At 51.8% G+C, this 16728-nt stretch carries 15 protein-coding genes and 6 tRNA genes; 18 read left to right on the forward strand and 3 right to left on the reverse strand.

What is annotated here, in order from left to right; translation table 11 throughout:
- From B3F49_RS05980 to B3F49_RS06015, 8 genes are all read left to right on the forward strand, one after another.
- Window positions 1–477 (forward strand): hypothetical protein (locus tag B3F49_RS05980; protein ID WP_293909748.1); only part of this gene is annotated, 477 nt, incomplete at its 5' end.
- Window positions 474–2735: an AAA family ATPase gene (locus B3F49_RS05985; protein WP_293909750.1), complete on the forward strand. Its 2262-nt coding sequence runs from the start codon at window positions 474–476 to the stop codon at window positions 2733–2735. The genes B3F49_RS05980 and B3F49_RS05985, both read left to right, overlap by 4 nt.
- A gap of 138 nt (window positions 2736–2873) precedes the next feature.
- Window positions 2874–2945 (forward strand) — tRNA-His (locus B3F49_RS05990).
- An 18-nt stretch (window positions 2946–2963) separates the two neighbouring features.
- A tRNA-Arg gene (locus tag B3F49_RS05995) sits at window positions 2964–3037 on the forward strand.
- Between the two features lie 33 nt (window positions 3038–3070).
- A tRNA-Lys gene (locus B3F49_RS06000) sits at window positions 3071–3143 on the forward strand.
- A gap of 37 nt (window positions 3144–3180) precedes the next feature.
- A tRNA-Leu gene (locus B3F49_RS06005) sits at window positions 3181–3262 on the forward strand.
- 41 nt (window positions 3263–3303) lie between these two features.
- Window positions 3304–3375 (forward strand) — tRNA-Gly (locus tag B3F49_RS06010).
- Window positions 3376–3463: 88 nt separating this feature from the next.
- Complete coding sequence (locus B3F49_RS06015; RefSeq protein WP_293909752.1) at window positions 3464–4450, forward strand: Fic family protein; 987 nt, start codon at window positions 3464–3466, stop codon at window positions 4448–4450.
- Between the two features lie 31 nt (window positions 4451–4481).
- On the opposite strand, the gene B3F49_RS06020 is transcribed toward B3F49_RS06015, so the two are convergent.
- Entirely contained in the window at window positions 4482–5354 is an 873-nt protein-coding gene (locus B3F49_RS06020) for a LysR family transcriptional regulator (RefSeq protein WP_293894107.1), read from the reverse strand.
- Window positions 5355–5466: 112 nt separating this feature from the next.
- On the opposite strand from B3F49_RS06020, the gene B3F49_RS06025 reads away from it, so the two are divergent.
- A complete protein-coding gene (locus B3F49_RS06025; protein ID WP_293909754.1) occupies window positions 5467–6495 on the forward strand; it encodes a YeiH family protein in 1029 nt (342 codons plus the stop codon).
- A gap of 2 nt (window positions 6496–6497) precedes the next feature.
- On the opposite strand, the gene B3F49_RS06030 is transcribed toward B3F49_RS06025, so the two are convergent.
- A complete protein-coding gene (locus B3F49_RS06030; protein WP_293909756.1) occupies window positions 6498–7451 on the reverse strand; it encodes a pectinesterase family protein in 954 nt (317 codons plus the stop codon).
- Window positions 7452–7557: 106 nt separating this feature from the next.
- Here B3F49_RS06030 and B3F49_RS06035 point away from each other — a divergent pair, with 106 nt between their 5' ends.
- Complete coding sequence (locus B3F49_RS06035; protein WP_293909758.1) at window positions 7558–8109, forward strand: GNAT family N-acetyltransferase; 552 nt, start codon at window positions 7558–7560, stop codon at window positions 8107–8109.
- A gap of 6 nt (window positions 8110–8115) precedes the next feature.
- Here the strand turns inward: B3F49_RS06035 and B3F49_RS06040 are convergent, their stop codons facing one another.
- Window positions 8116–8469, reverse strand: coding sequence for an arsenate reductase family protein (locus B3F49_RS06040; protein ID WP_293909760.1), 354 nt, complete (start codon window positions 8467–8469; stop codon window positions 8116–8118).
- A 266-nt stretch (window positions 8470–8735) separates the two neighbouring features.
- Between B3F49_RS06040 and tig the strand changes: the two genes are divergently transcribed.
- From tig to B3F49_RS06080, 8 genes are all read left to right on the forward strand, one after another.
- Complete coding sequence (gene tig, locus B3F49_RS06045; protein WP_293909762.1) at window positions 8736–10085, forward strand: trigger factor; 1350 nt, start codon at window positions 8736–8738, stop codon at window positions 10083–10085.
- 111 nt (window positions 10086–10196) lie between these two features.
- Window positions 10197–10784, forward strand: a complete 588-nt coding sequence (locus tag B3F49_RS06050; protein WP_414712343.1) for an ATP-dependent Clp protease proteolytic subunit — start codon at window positions 10197–10199, stop codon at window positions 10782–10784.
- Window positions 10784–12013, forward strand: a complete 1230-nt coding sequence (gene clpX / locus B3F49_RS06055; RefSeq protein ID WP_293891331.1) for an ATP-dependent Clp protease ATP-binding subunit ClpX — start codon at window positions 10784–10786, stop codon at window positions 12011–12013. Before B3F49_RS06050 ends, clpX begins: the two co-directional genes overlap by 1 nt.
- 1 nt (window position 12014) lies before the next feature.
- Window positions 12015–13001 carry a DHH family phosphoesterase gene (locus B3F49_RS06060; RefSeq protein WP_293891334.1) on the forward strand — a complete coding sequence of 329 codons (987 nt, stop codon included), beginning with the start codon at window positions 12015–12017 and terminating at the stop codon, window positions 12999–13001.
- Between the two features lie 51 nt (window positions 13002–13052).
- Complete coding sequence (locus B3F49_RS06065) at window positions 13053–14054, forward strand: hypothetical protein (protein ID WP_293891337.1); 1002 nt, start codon at window positions 13053–13055, stop codon at window positions 14052–14054.
- A 4-nt stretch (window positions 14055–14058) separates the two neighbouring features.
- Window positions 14059–14664, forward strand: a complete 606-nt coding sequence (locus B3F49_RS06070; protein ID WP_293909765.1) for a non-canonical purine NTP pyrophosphatase — start codon at window positions 14059–14061, stop codon at window positions 14662–14664.
- Window positions 14661–16439, forward strand: a complete 1779-nt coding sequence (gene pepF, locus B3F49_RS06075; protein WP_293909768.1) for an oligoendopeptidase F — start codon at window positions 14661–14663, stop codon at window positions 16437–16439. Before B3F49_RS06070 ends, pepF begins: the two co-directional genes overlap by 4 nt.
- 100 nt (window positions 16440–16539) lie before the next feature.
- Window positions 16540–16624 (forward strand) — tRNA-Leu (locus B3F49_RS06080).
- The last annotated feature ends 104 nt before the right edge of the window (window positions 16625–16728 follow it).

A 16728-nucleotide genomic window follows, 5' to 3' on the forward strand; every position in this document is an offset into this window, starting at 1 on the left:
ATTCCATTGTTTCATGATCACCTTGATGTATGGCGCATGCAGGTTCTCAGTGCCTTCCGGCAGGTGGTCGTACAGCTGCCCTCCCTTGTGGAGGCATCGGTATCATCAATCGTCTGGCAGGATGCTGAAGCGACCCTGAAAGAGGGAAACCGCAGTGCAACCACCCGCCTGGTTACCGAACAAGGCACCGTACTTGCAGAGCAAGTCAGGAGCATGCTCCAAGAGGCTCTCAAGACAAGCGACATCACCTGGGATCTCATCCTCGATCGGTACGGCATCTGGCAAGAGAGTACAGCCCTCTGGGGGCGGGAGGAGCTTCCTGTTGTAGCAGCCGAGCCTTTCGAACACCTGTACTCCTTCTTTACCACCACGTACCTCGATGAGCTCGGAACTCAGGAGGAACGGCTGAGAACAACCCCTGTTCCCAAGGGCAGCGGATCGTTCCTTGAAATTTTCCAGCAGGACGGCCGGCAATGAATCTTTTTAGTGAAGCCAGCGAGAAAGACAAGAGTGCAAACCAACCCCTTGCCTACCGGATGCGTCCCCGTACCTTGGACGAGTACATCGGTCAGGATGCCATCATCGGCAAAGGCCGCCTGCTCAGGCGGGCAATCCAGGCCGACCAGCTCTCCTCGGTCATTTTCTACGGACCGCCGGGAACGGGAAAGACAACCCTCGCCCGGGTTATCGCCAATACAACCAAGCGACACTTCTCCACCCTCAATGCCGTTTTATCAGGCGTAAAGGAGTTGCGCTACGAAATCGAGGAAGCCCGTCAGCGCTTAGAGCTTTACAATCGCGGAACCATTCTCTTTGTCGACGAGGTGCATCGATGGAACAAGAGCCAGCAGGATGCTCTGTTGCCCTGGGTTGAGAACGGCACGGTCATTCTTATCGGGGCAACGACCGAGAACCCCTATTTCGAGGTGAATGCAGCCTTGGTCAGCAGATCAAGGATCTTCCAGCTCAAGAGTCTGGACAGCGATGACTTGCTCTCTATTGCACGCCAAGCTCTTGCAGACAAGGAGCGTGGGTATGGAAACTTCCGGGTAACGTTTGAGGATGGGGCGCTGGAACATCTGGTGGAGGTTGCCAATGGCGATGCCCGCAGCCTGCTCAACGCACTGCAGCTTGCAGTGGAAACCTCCGTCGACAGCTTCCCTCCAGCCAAAGGGACAGAAATCTACATTTCAAAGGATGCAGCCGAGCAATCCATCCAGAAGAAGGCGGTTCTGTATGACAAGGAGGGCGATTATCACTTCGATGTCATCAGTGCATTCATCAAGAGCGTGAGGGGAAGCGATCCCGACGCCGCCCTCTACTGGTTGGCTCGGATGGTCAGCGCCGGCGAAGATCCCAAGTTCATTTTCCGACGCATGCTCATCAGCGCCTGTGAGGATGTTGGACTCGCCGATCCCAACGCCATCGTTGTGGTACAGGCTGATGCAGAGGCGTTTGAACGCATCGGGCTGCCCGAGGGAAGGTTCCATCTCACCCACGCCGCCCTCTATCTTGCCACCGCCGAGAAAAGCAATTCGACCCTCGCATTCTTCGACGCCCTCAAGGGGGTTGAACAACAGGCCCAGGACGAGGTGCCCAATCATCTGCGGGATGCCAGCCGGGATGCCAAAGGCTTCGGCCACGGCCAGGGATATCTGTATCCCCACTCCTATCAGGACCATTGGGTGGCCCAGCAGTATCTGCCTTCAGGACTGCAGGGCAAGGTTTTTTACCAACCAAGCAGCCAAGGGTATGAGAAGAGTATTCAGGAAAAGGTACAGCGTCATCGCGAAGAACAGCTCGAGAGCGTTGAAGTCGATGCTTTTGTGGAAAACCTCTCATTCTCACCGGGAGACAAGCAGCGCCAGATGTGGGTCAACCGCACCGTAAGCGAACGAGGAAAGCTCTTGGCAACCGTTCGCACGAAGCTGTTGGAGCAAGTGAAATTTCGCCGAAGCGACCGTGTGCTTGTCTGCAACGCCGGTCATGGGCTGCTGCTCTGGGAAGCATACCGCAAGACCGCAGAGGGGTTGGTGGTCGCCCAGGTGAGAAGCAAGGACCAGCTTGACCATATCAACCACTATGCAGAATCGCTGCCGGAGCTCGAGAAGCCTCAGGTGCATCTTGCCGAATTGAAACAGCTTCTTGCCTCTCTGGATGAAGATCTGTTCTTTGAGGTCATCATCGGCCGCAATGTGTTCTCCCGTGCAAGGGAAGAGAAACCGTTGTGCAAGGCATTGGTCGCCCGCTTGGCGAAGCAGGGATCCTTGCATGTGTGCGAGAGTGTTCCAAGCAAGGGATCGCGGCTCTCCGATTTTCTGCCCGAGGACCTGAAGTCGATGTTCATCCAGGCCGAAACGCTGTTATATGGACAGAGCTCCAATGCCTTGACCAACTGGGACGAGCAATACCTGCAAAGCATGTTTGAGGAAGAGGGGCTTGCAGTACAGGTCACTTCGCTCGATTTGGCGGAAGAGCGGATGATGGGACAGGGGGACATCAGGCGTTATTTGACCCTCTCCTATCTGCCTTCGTTTGAGAAGCTTGCTCTGACTGTTGATGGACAGGCATTGGAGATGAGATTGAATGAGTTGTTGGCCGACAGGGCTTTGCACTGGCGCCACCATCTGGCCTTTGTCCACGCTTCCTTCCAACCGAAATCCCCCTCATCCGACGCCGTCGTGGACTCGGGGGATTTCGCTGGGATAGTTGCAAAGGTGCATGGAGGCATTTGATTGCAGGAAAAACAGTTGTCGTGGACACCCCAAAATTTTGCAAAATTTCACCAAGGGTTGTTGACAAACAAAAGTCTTTAGGGCATAGTATGCAACGTTGAAACGCACTGGTGAGTAGCCACTGCTTCAGCTACCATGGTGGAAGTAGTTCAATGGTAGAGCACCAGATTGTGGATCTGGCTGTTGCGGGTTCGAGCCCCGTCTTCCACCCTTTATAGGGTCGTGAACGCGCTCGTAGCTCAGCTGGATAGAGCGCCGGACTTCGAATCCGTAGGTCGAAGGTTCGAATCCTTCCGGGCGCATGGAGTTTGGTTTTTGAAATTGTTATTTGTCATGGGCCGCTAGCTCAGCTGGTAGAGCAGCAGACTCTTAATCTGCGGGTCAAAGGTTCGATCCCTTTGCGGCTCAAAACATGGCGAACCTCGTAAGGGGCAAGACATGCACCGCGAGAGTGGTGAAATTGGCAGACACGCCAGACTTAGGATCTGGTACCTTACGGTGTAGGGGTTCAAGTCCCCTCTCTCGCAAAGGACAATCCGAAAGGGCTGTCTGACATAGATAGGTTTTTGCGAAAGTAGCTCAGTGGTAGAGCTCCACCTTGCCAAGGTGGATGTCGCGGGTTCAAGTCCCGTCTTTCGCTCTTAAGCAGTCAGAGAATTCTGGCTGCTTTTTTTCTTAGCCATTGCCGGGTTCTCTGTCATGTAGTAGGCTGGTATAGGAGGGTGAGGATGACACAATACCAACCAAACTTTACATCGGACAATGCCATTCTTGTATTGACAGCAACGATTCTTGAAAAACTTCATGAATTTTCCCATTCGCCGGCTGTCAATCCAATTTCTCCATTGCTCAGGCGAAATAATCTAGCAAGGACAATACAAAGCTCGCTGGCAATTGAGGCAAATACCCTCTCATTGGAACAAGTAACCGCCATTGTGAATGGAGAGCATATTGCAGGACCAAAGAAAGATGTCTTGGAAGTCAAAAATGCAATTGCTGCTTATCAAGTGCTCTATTCAAAAAACCCTTACAGCGTACAAGACCTGCTCTCAATTCATGGACTCTTGACCGAAGGATTGATAGCAGAATCCGATATCCTGAGGACAGGATCCGTAGGCGTCGTGAAAGGCCAACAAGTCATCCATCTCGCTCCCCCGGCTTCACTCGTACCTCAGCTCCTCTCCGACCTTTTTGCATGGGTGAAACATTCGGCCTATCCAATGCTGATAAAAAGCGCAATCTTTCATTACGAGTTTGAATATATACATCCTTTTGCGGATGGCAATGGTCGCATGGGACGCATGTGGCAGACTCTCTTGCTCTCAAGCTGGAATCCTCTTTTCTCATATCTGGCGGTTGAGGAAATAGTTAAAAATCAACAACAAGAATATTATGATGCCATCAATTTATCCACGGCGCAAAACGACTCAGCTCCATTTGTTACTTTCATGCTCGAAGCGATCAAGCAAGCCTTGGATGAGTTGCCACACAATAGGGAGGTCTTGTCTCCTCCTCTGGAGAAATTGGTTGCAGCAATGGGAAATCGCACGCTTTCGGTAAAAGAAATTATGCAGTCAATGAACCTCACAAGCCGCCAATCCTTTATGCGGGTGTACCTGTATCCAGCTTTGGAAAAGGGTATTGTCGAGATGACGCTTCCCGACAAACCTACTAGTCGACTGCAAAGATATCGGATGAAAACACAGAAAAAGTAATCTTGTATGNNTGACTTGTATGCTGCCTAATTCAGCATTCCACCGGTGTGGAGTCTTTTTCCTTGAAAAACGCATCCACATAGTGGGAAGCTGTCGTATGCTTCAGCCAGACAATGGTGAACTCATGCTCGCTTGTCATATTCTCAAGAGTGAAACAACCAGGATTCTCATTGGAGTCTGCTATCGATTGGTAGACAAAGCTGATGCCGAGCCCATTGGAGACCAGTTTTTTTAGTGGCTGGAAACTGGAGAGCACCGTCACGCGCTTGAACAGCGACAGGTCGTATCCATGCGATTCCAACTCACGTTCAAAGATATTTCTCGTTCCGGATCCGGGTTCCCGAAGAAACAAATTCTGAGTCTTCAAGGCTTCAAAAGGAATGGTCTTGCCGGCAAAAGGATGATCCTTTGCACAGATGCCGACGAAACGCTCGCGCCGAAGGAGCCGGAAATCGTATTTCTTCTTCTCAAAGAGGCCTTCCACCACGATGAAGTCCAACTCGGAGTTTTCCAAAAGCGAGAAGAGCTTGCTGGTGTTCGCCACGGTCAACGAAAGATTGTGCCGCTCATCCTCAAGGTACTTTTGCAGATACGCATCCAGTACGCTGTCGCCGATGCTTTTCGTCGCCCCGAGACGCAATACTTTCTGTTCGGCTCGGCCAAGCAGCTGCAGCAATTCAGCTTCGTTGTAGAACTGTGACTGGGCGAACTGCTTGACCAGCAAGCCTTGTTCGGTGATGGAGAGCGCGCGCCCGACATATTCGAACAGCTTGACGCCGTATTCCTCCTGCAGCGACTGGATTTGCTTGGTGACAGCCGGTTGCGTAAGGTTCACAAGCTCGGCGGTCTTTCGGTAATTCAACGTCTCGCACAGTGAAAGAAACGTCTTCAGCCTGGTTTCCATATACATATCCTTTTAATAACTTTTTGGAATCGTTCAATAGAAATATTTCATTAGATTTTATCATCAAAATTTACTACCATCAATGGCGATATCACGTTACAAGGAAGAAACAATGATCAAAAAAGAAACAATACCCACGTATGCACCAGGCATCCTGCTTGCCGCTGTAATCGCAGCTGCCGCAAAATGGATTGAAGGATTGATGCCTCAAGGCATCAGTGCCTCAGTAATCGCACTGTTCATCGGCATGATGATTCATACGATTAAAAAGCCGGATCCTGTGTATCAAAAAGGAATCGTATTCACTTCCAAGAAACTGCTGAAGTTCGCCATCATCCTCCTTGGGGCAAGCTTGAACATCACCACCATCATGCAGGTGGGCAGAATCTCGCTTTTTGTCATGGTCTTTACCCTGGCAACCTGCTTCGGAGTCGGCTATGTTGTCGGAAAGGCATTGCATTTGAATTGGAAAATGTCGAACCTGATCTCAGCAGGCACCGGCATCTGCGGAGGGTCGGCCATTGCAGCCATCGCCCCGGTCATTGAAGCAGAGGATCGCGACATTGCATTCGCCATGAGTGCGACCTTCATCTTTGACATGCTTATGATCGTCGCCTTCCCCTTGCTCGGCGTCTGGTTGGGCATGAGTGATACTGCCTACGGGCTTTGGGCCGGCACTGCAGTCAACGACACCTCCTCGGTGGTCGCCGCCGGTTACGGGTTCAGCGAGCAAGCAGGGGATTTTGCCGTGATGGTCAAACTTACGCGTACCCTTGCCATCATTCCCACCGTGCTCATCTTCAGCGGCGTTCAATTCCATCAAACCCGCAAAGCTGCTGGAGCACAAAGAACGGCAGTGAAGGTGCCGTCCATCATCCCCTACTTCATCGGCCTTTTTTTGGTCATGGCCTGCCTGAACAGTTTCGGACTTATTCCGGTCTCTTTGGCAGCAGCTTTGAAGCACATCAGCAAATTCTGCATGATCACAGCCCTGGCGGCCATCGGCTTGAACACCAGTTTGGATGATATGAAACAAGGAGGAGCAGCCCCGATGCTCCACGGCTTCATCATCTCGCTGTTGGTTGTCCTGGTAGCCTTCCTGGCCATACGCATGCAGATTTCAGAAGGTGTTCTGGTTTGACACTAGACATTCCCATACGTACTTTGGTGGAAAATCTGACAGCGTTGCTCAACGGCATCCAGTAGGGAAATTGCTTGAGCGTTGGAGAGTTCATAGGATGCATCGGTGCTTCTTTCGTCCGAAAAGCGGCACCGGTGGCATCCAAGAAATCCTTCAGACAATCCCTCATGGCCGGGCCAGTCGATTCTGAGCGAGGGATGGATGTGAAGGCCGAAAGTACATGACAAAAACAGTACCTTGCCGTGCTCCCTCCATGGACGCATCACATAGACCGAGCAAGGTTCAACACCATCGTTCGCGGTAAACGAGCAGTGATCGAAAACCAGACCGATATTTTTCTCACCTGTGGAAGGAGCTGTGACGAACCCCGCTTCACAGCTGTTGATTACACTATTTCTGAAGAGGGCGTCGCCGCCGCCGAAGATGAAATCCACACCGCCTTGAATGAATCCATGGTCGAAGAACAGTGCGTTCTGTTTGCGTTTGGCAAAGCATCTCGGTCCATAAAAACCGTTCGGCTCGCGCTCCTTCTCTGGAAGCGGAGCGACGAACAACGTGTCTTGGCTTCCCAGCAGGCGGACCTTGGAGAGATGGGCGCAGTCGACATCGAGGTAGAGGGCTATGCCCTGTCCTGCCTCACTGCCCTTTCCCGCCCTGTTCTCTATGATGATATGCTCCATTTTCAGGAACTCTCCACTGAAAAAGGCTGTGTAGGAGCGGAAGGTCCCGCGCTTGGGCATCGCATCGATCTTCTGTTTCGCCCCGTCGGAATGGGTGATGATCACCTCTTTCCTGCCTATCATGTGCAAGCTGCGTTTATCGCTGAAAAGCTTTTCGTGATACACGCCCTCTTCAATGATGATCGTGGTCTCCTGCTCATACGGAACGGCGTCCAAGGCTTCCTGGATGCTGCAGTAATGACCTTTGCCTGATGGGTCGACCGTTAATGTTACCATACGATTATCCTATACCAACTTCGACTATTCTGACAGATGGCGAGGGCAAGGTTTTCTTTCTTTGTCTGCTTCTTGAACAGGAAAAAAAGAGTTGCTATGCTTGGGTATGAAACTTGATGCAACCGAACACCGACTGAAGAACGGAATGGCAATAACAATCCGCAGCCTTGAAAGCGAGGATGCGTCGCTTGCAGTCGCCTACATGAGAACCATGTATGCCTCCTCGCCTTTTCTGGCGCGCGAGACTGAGGAATGGAACATCACCATTGAAGAAGAGGCTGCCTGGCTGCAAAAGGCGGAGGCTGACGACAAACGCCTTTTGCTGGGGGCGTTCTGTGACGGTCAATTGGTTGGTTTGTGTGATTTCTCTCCGGTTTCCACAATGAAGCGCATGGTTCATCGCTCGCAATGCGGCCTTTCGGTGGCACCGGATTTCCAACACAAGGGAATCGGGCAGTTGCTTATATATACCCTGTTGGAGCGGGCAAAACAAGCCGGGTATGAGCAGATGGAACTGGAGGTTGTTTCTTCAAATTCGAAGGCCGTCAATTTGTACAACAAGTTCAAATTCACCAAATGTGGAACCATTGAAAGAGGCATGAAGTACAAGGACGGCACCTATGCCGACCTTGACATCATGATGTGCAGGCTCACGTAAGCTCGGTCAGGTTGCAAAGAAAGCGTCCCACTCGGCTTGCCTGAATCCGACGAGCACTGTTGCATCACAGACGAGCAAAGGCCTTTTCACCAGCATGCCGTCACTGCTGAGCAGGTCCAGGATTTGGTCGGTATCCAGGCCGGGAAGCTTGTCCTTGAGGCCGAGGCTCCGGTAGAGCTGTCCGCTGGTATTGAAAAATTTCTTGCTGTCGATGCCACTCTGGGCGATGATTCGCCCAAGCTCCTGTTTGCTTGGTCGGTCTGCTTTTATGTTCCGATAGGTGAAGGCGATGTTCCTGCTTTCCAGATAGGCAACTGCTCGCTTGCAGGTGGAACAATTGGGATAACAAAAGATGGTCACATCCGGTCTCCTTCCTGTCATGGTAACAGAAGAAAAGCCGGCCTGCAATTGGACAAATTTGCCCAATCCCCTAGACCAAAGAGGAAAAAGTTGCTATATACAATATGTTTCCGCTAAAAGGGTTTTCTCAATCCGCCCTCTCTAGGGTGGTCGAGCTTTTATGGTTGTAGTATACTCCTTGCTAGCTGGACTGAGGAAGGGAACACGAAAGGGCTTTGCCTGAGGATATACAGGGTCCGGATTCGGACCGAAAGGATGAACATAGGATGATCGCTGATAAGAGTATCAAAGAATTGGAGAACTCCTCCGTCGCGCTGACGGTCACCGTGACCGCCTCCACCATCGAGAATGATTACAAGGCAGCACTGCAGAAGTACGCCTCTACCATCCAACTCAAGGGTTTCCGCAAGGGCAAGGTACCTGTTTCTGTGCTGGAAGGCAAATTAGGCAAGGCTATCCGCGAGGAAAGCACCTTCAACACCATCGAAGCCGCCCTCAAGGAGGCTCTGGAGAGTGTTGAGGACAAGTACAAACCAATCTCCTTCAGCACTCCCGAATTGCTGGATGAAGAGTCCCTGCTCCCTTTCAAGGCTGATACCGATGTCACCTTCACCGTGAAATATGATGTGATGCCTGCGTTCGAGCTTCCCGCCTACAAGGGCTTGACGGTAACCTATCCGAAAGTACGGGTAACCGATGAGGCAGTGAATGCAGAGATCGACAAGCTGCGCGACCAGAATGCAATAACCATCGACAAGCAGGATGCCGCAGCCATGGGAGACATCGTCACCGTTGATTATGTCGAGCTCGACGAACAGAACAATGAGGTTCCCGGGACCGAGCGAAAGGAATTTGTGTTCACCCTCGGCAGCTCCTCCAACTTCTATCAGATCGACAGTGACTTGGTCGGCATGAAGGCCGGGGATGAGAAGACTTTCTCCAAGACCTACGCCGAGGACTCCACCGTGGAAGGCTATGCAGGCAAGACCATCACGCTCAAGGTGGCTGTATCGGCCGTTAGATACCGCGATGTTCCCGCTCTCGATGATGAGTTTGCCCAGGATGTGAAGGAAGAGTACAAGAGTGTTGCAGATTTAACCAAGGCGACCCGCGAGAAGCTTGAAAAAGCGCTCGAGGCGAAGCTTAAGCAGGTAAAACTCAATGCCTTGAGCGAGGAGCTTTTGAAGGGAACGACTGTTGCAATTCCCGCCAGTATGATCGATCTGGAGATCGACCAGAGCTGGAACCGCTATGTGAAGCAGACCGGTCTCAGCGAAGAGCAGATTTTGCAGATCCTCCAGTTCCAGCATAAAACCAAGGAAGATATCACCGCCCCTTGGAGAGAAGCTGCCGAGAAGGGCCTGCGCATCCAGCTGATCATGGACAAAATCAAGGATACCGAGAAGTTCGCAATAGACGAGGAGGAATTGAACAAGACGCTGGAAGAACAACTGAAGGATATCACCGATCCCGCTCAGCGTGACTATTACAAGGCCATGATCGAGGACGATATGCGCTTCCAGAAGGTAGCTTCATTCCTAGAGGAGAACAACACCTTCGTCGAAGGCGAAGAGGTTGCCTATGAGACGTTCATGAGCCAGACCTACGGTGCGTAAGAGTGCATCAGACAGTGTTGTACGTTGTGAAGAGGCGGGTCCACACAGGTTCCGCCTTTTCAATCCCAGCTTAGAAAGGGGGCTTTTGCCATGAATATCCATCCTTTTAGGATGCAATCCAACATACCGATGGTCGTCGAGCAGTCAGGAATCGGCGAACGAGCCTATGACATCTTCAGCCGTCTGCTTAAGGATCGCATTATTTTCCTTGATGGCGAGATCCATGACGCCAATGCAGACCTTGTAGTAGCCCAGATGCTGTTTCTGGATTCCGAGGACGCAACCAAGGACATCAGCCTCTACATCAACAGTCCCGGCGGATCGGTCACCGCCGGTCTTGCCATTTACGACACCATGCAGTATCTGCACAGCAATGTACAGACGATTTGCATGGGACAAGCTGCGAGCATGGCGGCCCTGCTGCTTGCCAGCGGCTCGGAAGGAAAGCGCTATATGCTTCCCTCCGCAAGAGTCATGATCCACCAGCCTTGGGGTGGTGTCGAGGGGCAATCCTCCGATATCTCAATCCACGCCAAGGAGATCAGCCGATTGAAGAAACTTACCATCGATATCATCGCCCGTCATACACACAAGAGTTTTGAACAGGTTTCCAAGGATGTCGAACGGGATTTCTTCCTTTCAAGTGATGATGCTGTCACCTATGGTATTGTCGACAGCGTCATGAGAAGGAGTAACTGATGGCGCGAAACGCGAAAGTCTGTTCTTTCTGCGGCAAAGGCCAGGAAGAAGTAAAAAGACTCATCAATGGTCCCGGTGTGGCCATCTGCGATGAGTGCATCAAGGTGTGCAACGACATGCTCGCCGGCGATCCCACGTTCCAGGAAGATGCAGTCGGACTTCCCGACCGCATCCCTACCCCGAAGGAACTGAAGGAGTACATGGACGAGTATGTAATCGGTCAGGACGATGCCAAGCGTGTACTGGCTGTAGCGGTGTACAACCACTATAAACGTGTCAAATTCCAGAAACAGATTGCCGAACAGGGAGTTGAGCTGGATAAGTCCAACATCCTGATGGTGGGGCCCACCGGTACCGGAAAGACCTTGCTGGCCTCTACCTTGGCAAAAAAATTGCAGGTCCCCTTCGCCATCGCCGATGCCACCACGCTCACCGAGGCTGGATATGTCGGCGAGGATGTTGAGAACATCCTGCTCAAGCTCATCCAGAACGCCAATGACAACATCAAGGCAGCCGAGCATGGAATCATCTTCATTGATGAGATCGACAAGATTGCCAAGAAGGGAGAGAACCCATCCATCACACGCGACGTCAGCGGTGAGGGTGTTCAGCAGGCCCTGCTGAAAATCATCGAGGGAACCGATGCATCCGTACCTCCCCAGGGAGGCAGAAAGCATCCAAACCAGGAGATGCTGAAGATCAATACACGCAACATTCTCTTCATCTGCGGTGGGGCCTTCGTTGGTTTGGACAAGGTTATCGAGAAGCGCGTCTCCAGTCATGCCATGGGTTTTGGTGCAACCATTGTCAATACCCAGGAAAAGGACCTGCATGCCCTCTACAGCAAGATGATGCCGGATGACTTGATTAAGTTCGGTCTGATCCCCGAGTTCATCGGCAGGCTTCCCATCCATGTTGCGCTGGACAATCTCTCCAAGAAGGACTTGATGAGAATCATCGTGGAACCGAAGAACTCCATCCTTCGCCAGTATGAAGCAGCCTTCCGCCTTGACGGTATTGAATTCATCTTCAAGAACGAGGCTGTCGAAGCAGTGGCTGAGAAGGCGTTCGAGCAAAAGACTGGTGCCCGAGGCTTGCGTTCCATTGTCGAGAACATCATGATGGGCATCATGTACGATATCCCTTCCATCCACCAGGTGAAACAGGTGATCGTCGGACGGGAGTGCGTGCTTGAGGGCAAACAACCCGAGGTCATTCGTGGAGCGTGAAATGTTCAGTTATCCCCCATTTGACGAACAGATTCTTGATCTGTTGAGAAGTCGGGACGAGTTCATCGTCCTGGGACATATAAGCCCTGATGGGGATTGCCTTTCCAGTCAGATGGCCGCAGGATCGCTCTTGCTCAAGATGGGCAAGACGGTCCACTTGGCCAACGCCGGTCCATTCGATCGTTCCGAAATTTCCCATTTGCGTGCAGATTTTCTCGCTCACATCGACAAGGATCTCTATGACCGCAATCCCATCGTTGTCGTCGTCGATTGTTCATCTCCTGAGAGGATTGGACACCTCGCCCAAGAAATTGAAGGGTTGACCACCATCGTCTTGGACCACCACAGCAGCGGGGAGCAGTTTGGAACCTTCCGCTACATCGTGCCCCGTTCGGTATCGACCACCCTTATCGTCATGCAGCTGTACAAGGCGCTTGACGTGGAAATCTCCCAAGAAATCGCCGAGCATCTGTTTTTCGGATTCGCAACGGATTCGGGCTTCTTCCGCTTCATCAACGCGTATCGGGGAGAAACCTTGCGTCTGGCTGCCGAGCTTGTCGATCTCGGAGTCTCCCCAAACATCATGGCCGACCGCATGACCGGGGGAAAAAGCCTTGGATATGTGAAGTATCTGGGCAAGCTTATCGATCGCAGCGAGAGCCTGTACGACGGCAGGCTCATGCTTTCCTCCTCGTTCCTCAAGGACCGGGATACCTACATCACGACCGACAAACCCAGTGACTCGCTCTATGCGATGCTTCTTTCGGTCAAGGATGTCGAGGTCGTACTCTTCTTCAAGGAACTCGAAGGCGGCGCCACCGAAGTGGGATTTCGCTCCTCGCACCAAAGCAGCGTCGATGTCGGCGCTTTGGCCGAGCGGTTCGGTGGAGGCGGTCATAAGAAAGCTGCAGGAGCCACCATTGGTGAAGAGATCACCGTGGTACGGCAGAAGCTTGTCGATGCTGTAGGAGAACTGCTGGGCAACTGACTTGGCATACACATTGCATACAGAGGTGATACATCACCATAGGAGTATGCAATGTACATCTTACCTCTCTCTGAAAACGCTTCATTTCAGTTGACCAAATCGGTTGTATGCTATCAAAAGAGACATACAGATCAATCGCTTTATCGCACGCTGCATGAGCAAACCCAACAATTACTCTATGAACTCCCATTGTTTTTACACCTCATCGATGAAGAAGATTGTTGTGAGTTTCTGTTCTTTTGTTACGATTCCATCCCGTATTACCTGAACACCTACCGGGAAGGAAGACTCTCCTATATTGGATACTTGAGCCAGGTTGTGCGCAAGCGCAGCCGTTATTTCATCGCCCAAAAGCAGATTAAAAAACAGAAAGAGCGCTTGCTCGCTGAAAGTGATTTCTACCATCAACAAACAACCTTCGAGCTGCCGGAAGAGACAGCCGAACAAGCAATGTACTGCAGGTTTTCCTCTGTTGTCGAACAGGACATTGCCACCCTCCCCTCCCTGTTCTCAGAGCTATTGGAACATCGAAGCCAACCGACGATCATGAGCGATCCCAAGCTGCTGGAATTGCAGAACATTCTTCGACATCAGGTGAATCGCAAGCGGTTTTTGATCATGCTCACCCTGTCCCCGCACCTGGCCGCCCACTATTTGCTCGAAGATCTGGCTTCTCTTTTGGAAGTGAGTCCTGCCCTGCTTATAAAATATTTGAATACAGCAAACAGTGTTCTTGCACAAAAACGAGCGTGCAAGCAAGAGTTTGAAACCATCAGCCACAGGCACTTCAGACGCTTGCTGGAGATCGAGTCGGAACTCCTTCGGGAGGAGGATGAAACAAAACGCCTGAAACTCGAACGGCTGCGCATATGGAATCAGCGTGTGTATAAGGCCAAAGTCAAGCAAATCAGGACGATGGAACTCAATTTGAGCCATAGTGAATTGGGCAACCTGCTGGGAATCCCAAAGGGAACCATCGATAGTTCAGTGCACTACATGAAGCATCTGCTTTTGAAGTGTATGGACGAACAAGGGGACAATGAGTATCTTTAGACCCATGAACATTCTTTTGGCATCAAACAATTCCCATAAGAGGGAGGAATTCTCCCGCCTGCTGAAAGCCCATACTCTCATCCTGCCCAAGGAGCTCGGCCTGGATTTTGATTTTGAGGAAGACAAGGCCACCTTTACCGAGAACGCCCTGGGCAAAGCAATGGCCCTCGCTGCGAACGAGCCGAAAAACATGGTGGTTCTCGCGGATGACTCAGGGCTTTGCGTGGATGCTCTTGGAGGAGGCCCGGGCGTGCGTACTGCCCGCTACGGCATGGAAACATTCGGCAGGCTGCTGGAAAGCGGCGAGCGCAATCTGTTCCTGTTGGAGAATATGGCGCATCTGAAGGAGCCTTCAGAGCGAAGTGCACAGTTTGTATGCGCCTTGGCATTGGTGGCGGACAAGCATCGCGTCTTTACGTTTTGCGAATCGGTGCACGGCAGAATTGCATTTGCCGCCTATGGAAAGGGAGGTTTCGGCTATGATCCGGTTTTCTTTGTCACCGAGGCGGGGAAAACCATGGCCGAGCTCACCGATGAAGAAAAAGACCACTACAGCCACCGCGGCCGGGCTGCCCGGCACCTGATCACCTTGTTAGGAGAAATTGCATGAAAACACTCAGCCGAGCACAGCAGAGAACTGAAGATACCTGGGACCTTGGAAGCTTGTTTGAGAACACCCAGGCATGGGATGAGGGGCTTGGGCAACTTGCAGAGCGCATTGAGCAGGCACCTCGGCTGAAGGGAACCCTCGCAGCAGGGAAAGCCTCATTCCTACATACGATGCAGTGGTATGAAGAGACAGCCGTTCTTGCAGAGCGACTGTACAACTATGCCTTTTTGCTCTATGCGGGCGATGCTTCGGACAACGACAATGTCAGACGCTATTCGCTTGCCTCCCAGCAATTGAGCCAGCTCTCCGCGGCCATGGCTTTCTTTGATCCGGAGTTGTTGGGCATTGCGGATGATGTCATCGAGACCTACCTGAACGATGAGGATTTCGCCCCCTATGCCGTCTTTATCCGCAAAGCACGCCGATTCAAGGAACATGTACTCAGTGAGGCGGAAGAACGCCTGATGGCTTTGCAGGGGGAAGTCGGATCGGTGATGCGGACCACTTTCGGCGATCTGACCAACGTTGATTTCGATTTCGGCGAGCTCGAGGGGAAACCTCTCACCCAGAGCTCCTTCAGCAGCTTCTTGATGCAGGATGACAGGGACCTGAGACGAAGGGCTTACAAGCAGTTCTATGCAGTCTACGAGAAGAGCAAGCATGCCATAGCCCGGCTCTACGAGGGGCAGGTGAAGCAGGACATATTCTGCAGCAAGGCCCGCGGGTATGAGAGCTCACGAAGCATGGCTCTCTTTGGCGACAGGGTGCCCTTGACCGTGTATGACAACCTGATCAAGGCTGTGCATGAGGCATTTCCCGTGTTGCACCGCTACTATGCACTTCGCTCACGGCTGTTGGGCCAGGAGAAGCTGGCACACTATGATGTCTATGTTCCCCTGGTCAAGGGAATCCAGGCCCACACAAGCTACGAGCAGGCAGTGAATACCATCTGCGAAGCTCTCAAGCCGCTTGGACCTAATTACGTGGAAACACTCAAAGCCGGACTTACCACCGAACGCTGGGTCGACCGCTATGAGAACAAGGGCAAGCGAAGCGGAGCCTTCAGCAGCGGTACGTATACTTCCAAACCCTATATTTTGCTGAACTACAAGGAGGATGTGCTTCGCGACCTGTTTACCGTTGCCCATGAAGGCGGTCACTCCATGCACAGCTATTACAGTGCGAAGAACAATCCCTACTTTCACTACGACTACACGATCTTCGAAGCCGAAGTGGCGTCCACCTTCAACGAGCAGCTTGTAGCCAAGTATATGATCGAGACTTCATCCGACAACAAGACCAAGGCATATATTATAGGCAAGCAGATCGACGACATCGTCGCCACCCTCTTCAGGCAGACGATGTTTGCCGAATATGAGAAGATCACCCATGAGATAGCGGAAGCAGGCACTCCTCTGACCCTTGAGGTCCTGAGACAGGAGTACCGCAAACTGCTTGAAGCCTACTTCGGGCCTGCAGTCGAGTTTGAAGCAGAGAGCGATCTGGAAGGCCTGAGGATTCCGCACTTCTACAGCCCGTTCTATGTATATAAGTACGCAACCGGCATCAGTGCCGCCATCGCCTTGAGCCAGAAAGTCCTCTGCGGAGGGGAAGATGAGCGCAACGATTATCTGGCGTTCCTCTCTAGCGGCGGCAGTTCCTATCCCATCGATTCGCTTCGCAAGGCTGGTGTCGATATGGAGAGTGAAAAACCGGTACAGGAGGCCTTGAAAACGTTCAAGAGCCTGCTTGACCAATTTGAGGCACTGCTCTAGGAGAATTCAAGCCTTCTTTTTCAAAAGAGGGCTTGACTCACATCCCAACGGTGTTGTATTGTTGCCACGTTCGGTTTGAAAAAACCGAAAACCTCATGATGCGGTAGTGGTGGAATTTGGTAGACACGCTAGCTTGAGGTGCTAGTGGCGGAAACGTTGTGCTGGTTCAAGTCCAGTCTACCGCACTCAGTCAAACCCTTGCCAAGAAAGAACTTGGCGAGGGTTTTCTTTTTATCTCCCTTCTCGTGATAATTTGAAACCAGAAAGTGACACCATTTGTGATACCAAT

It is taken from the genome of Sphaerochaeta sp. UBA5836 (genome assembly GCF_002432845.1).
In the GTDB taxonomy this organism is placed as follows: domain Bacteria; phylum Spirochaetota; class Spirochaetia; order Sphaerochaetales; family Sphaerochaetaceae; genus Sphaerochaeta.

Bases quoted from the DNA above. Each gene is read 5' to 3' on its own strand.
- B3F49_RS05985 (WP_293909750.1), top strand. From the start codon at position 474: ATGAATCTTTTTAGTGAAGCCAGCGAGAAAGACAAGAGTGCAAACCAA.
- B3F49_RS06015 (WP_293909752.1), top strand. From the start codon at position 3,464: ATGACACAATACCAACCAAACTTTACATCGGACAATGCCATTCTTGTA.
- B3F49_RS06020 (WP_293894107.1), bottom strand. From the start codon at position 5,354: ATGGAAACCAGGCTGAAGACGTTTCTTTCACTGTGCGAGACGTTGAAT.
- B3F49_RS06025 (WP_293909754.1), top strand. From the start codon at position 5,467: ATGATCAAAAAAGAAACAATACCCACGTATGCACCAGGCATCCTGCTT.
- B3F49_RS06030 (WP_293909756.1), bottom strand. From the start codon at position 7,451: ATGGTAACATTAACGGTCGACCCATCAGGCAAAGGTCATTACTGCAGC.
- B3F49_RS06035 (WP_293909758.1), top strand. From the start codon at position 7,558: ATGAAACTTGATGCAACCGAACACCGACTGAAGAACGGAATGGCAATA.
- tig (WP_293909762.1), top strand. From the start codon at position 8,736: ATGATCGCTGATAAGAGTATCAAAGAATTGGAGAACTCCTCCGTCGCG.
- B3F49_RS06050 (WP_414712343.1), top strand. From the start codon at position 10,197: ATGCAATCCAACATACCGATGGTCGTCGAGCAGTCAGGAATCGGCGAA.
- clpX (WP_293891331.1), top strand. From the start codon at position 10,784: ATGGCGCGAAACGCGAAAGTCTGTTCTTTCTGCGGCAAAGGCCAGGAA.
- B3F49_RS06060 (WP_293891334.1), top strand. From the start codon at position 12,015: ATGTTCAGTTATCCCCCATTTGACGAACAGATTCTTGATCTGTTGAGA.
- B3F49_RS06065 (WP_293891337.1), top strand. From the start codon at position 13,053: ATGTACATCTTACCTCTCTCTGAAAACGCTTCATTTCAGTTGACCAAA.
- B3F49_RS06070 (WP_293909765.1), top strand. From the start codon at position 14,059: ATGAACATTCTTTTGGCATCAAACAATTCCCATAAGAGGGAGGAATTC.
- pepF (WP_293909768.1), top strand. From the start codon at position 14,661: ATGAAAACACTCAGCCGAGCACAGCAGAGAACTGAAGATACCTGGGAC.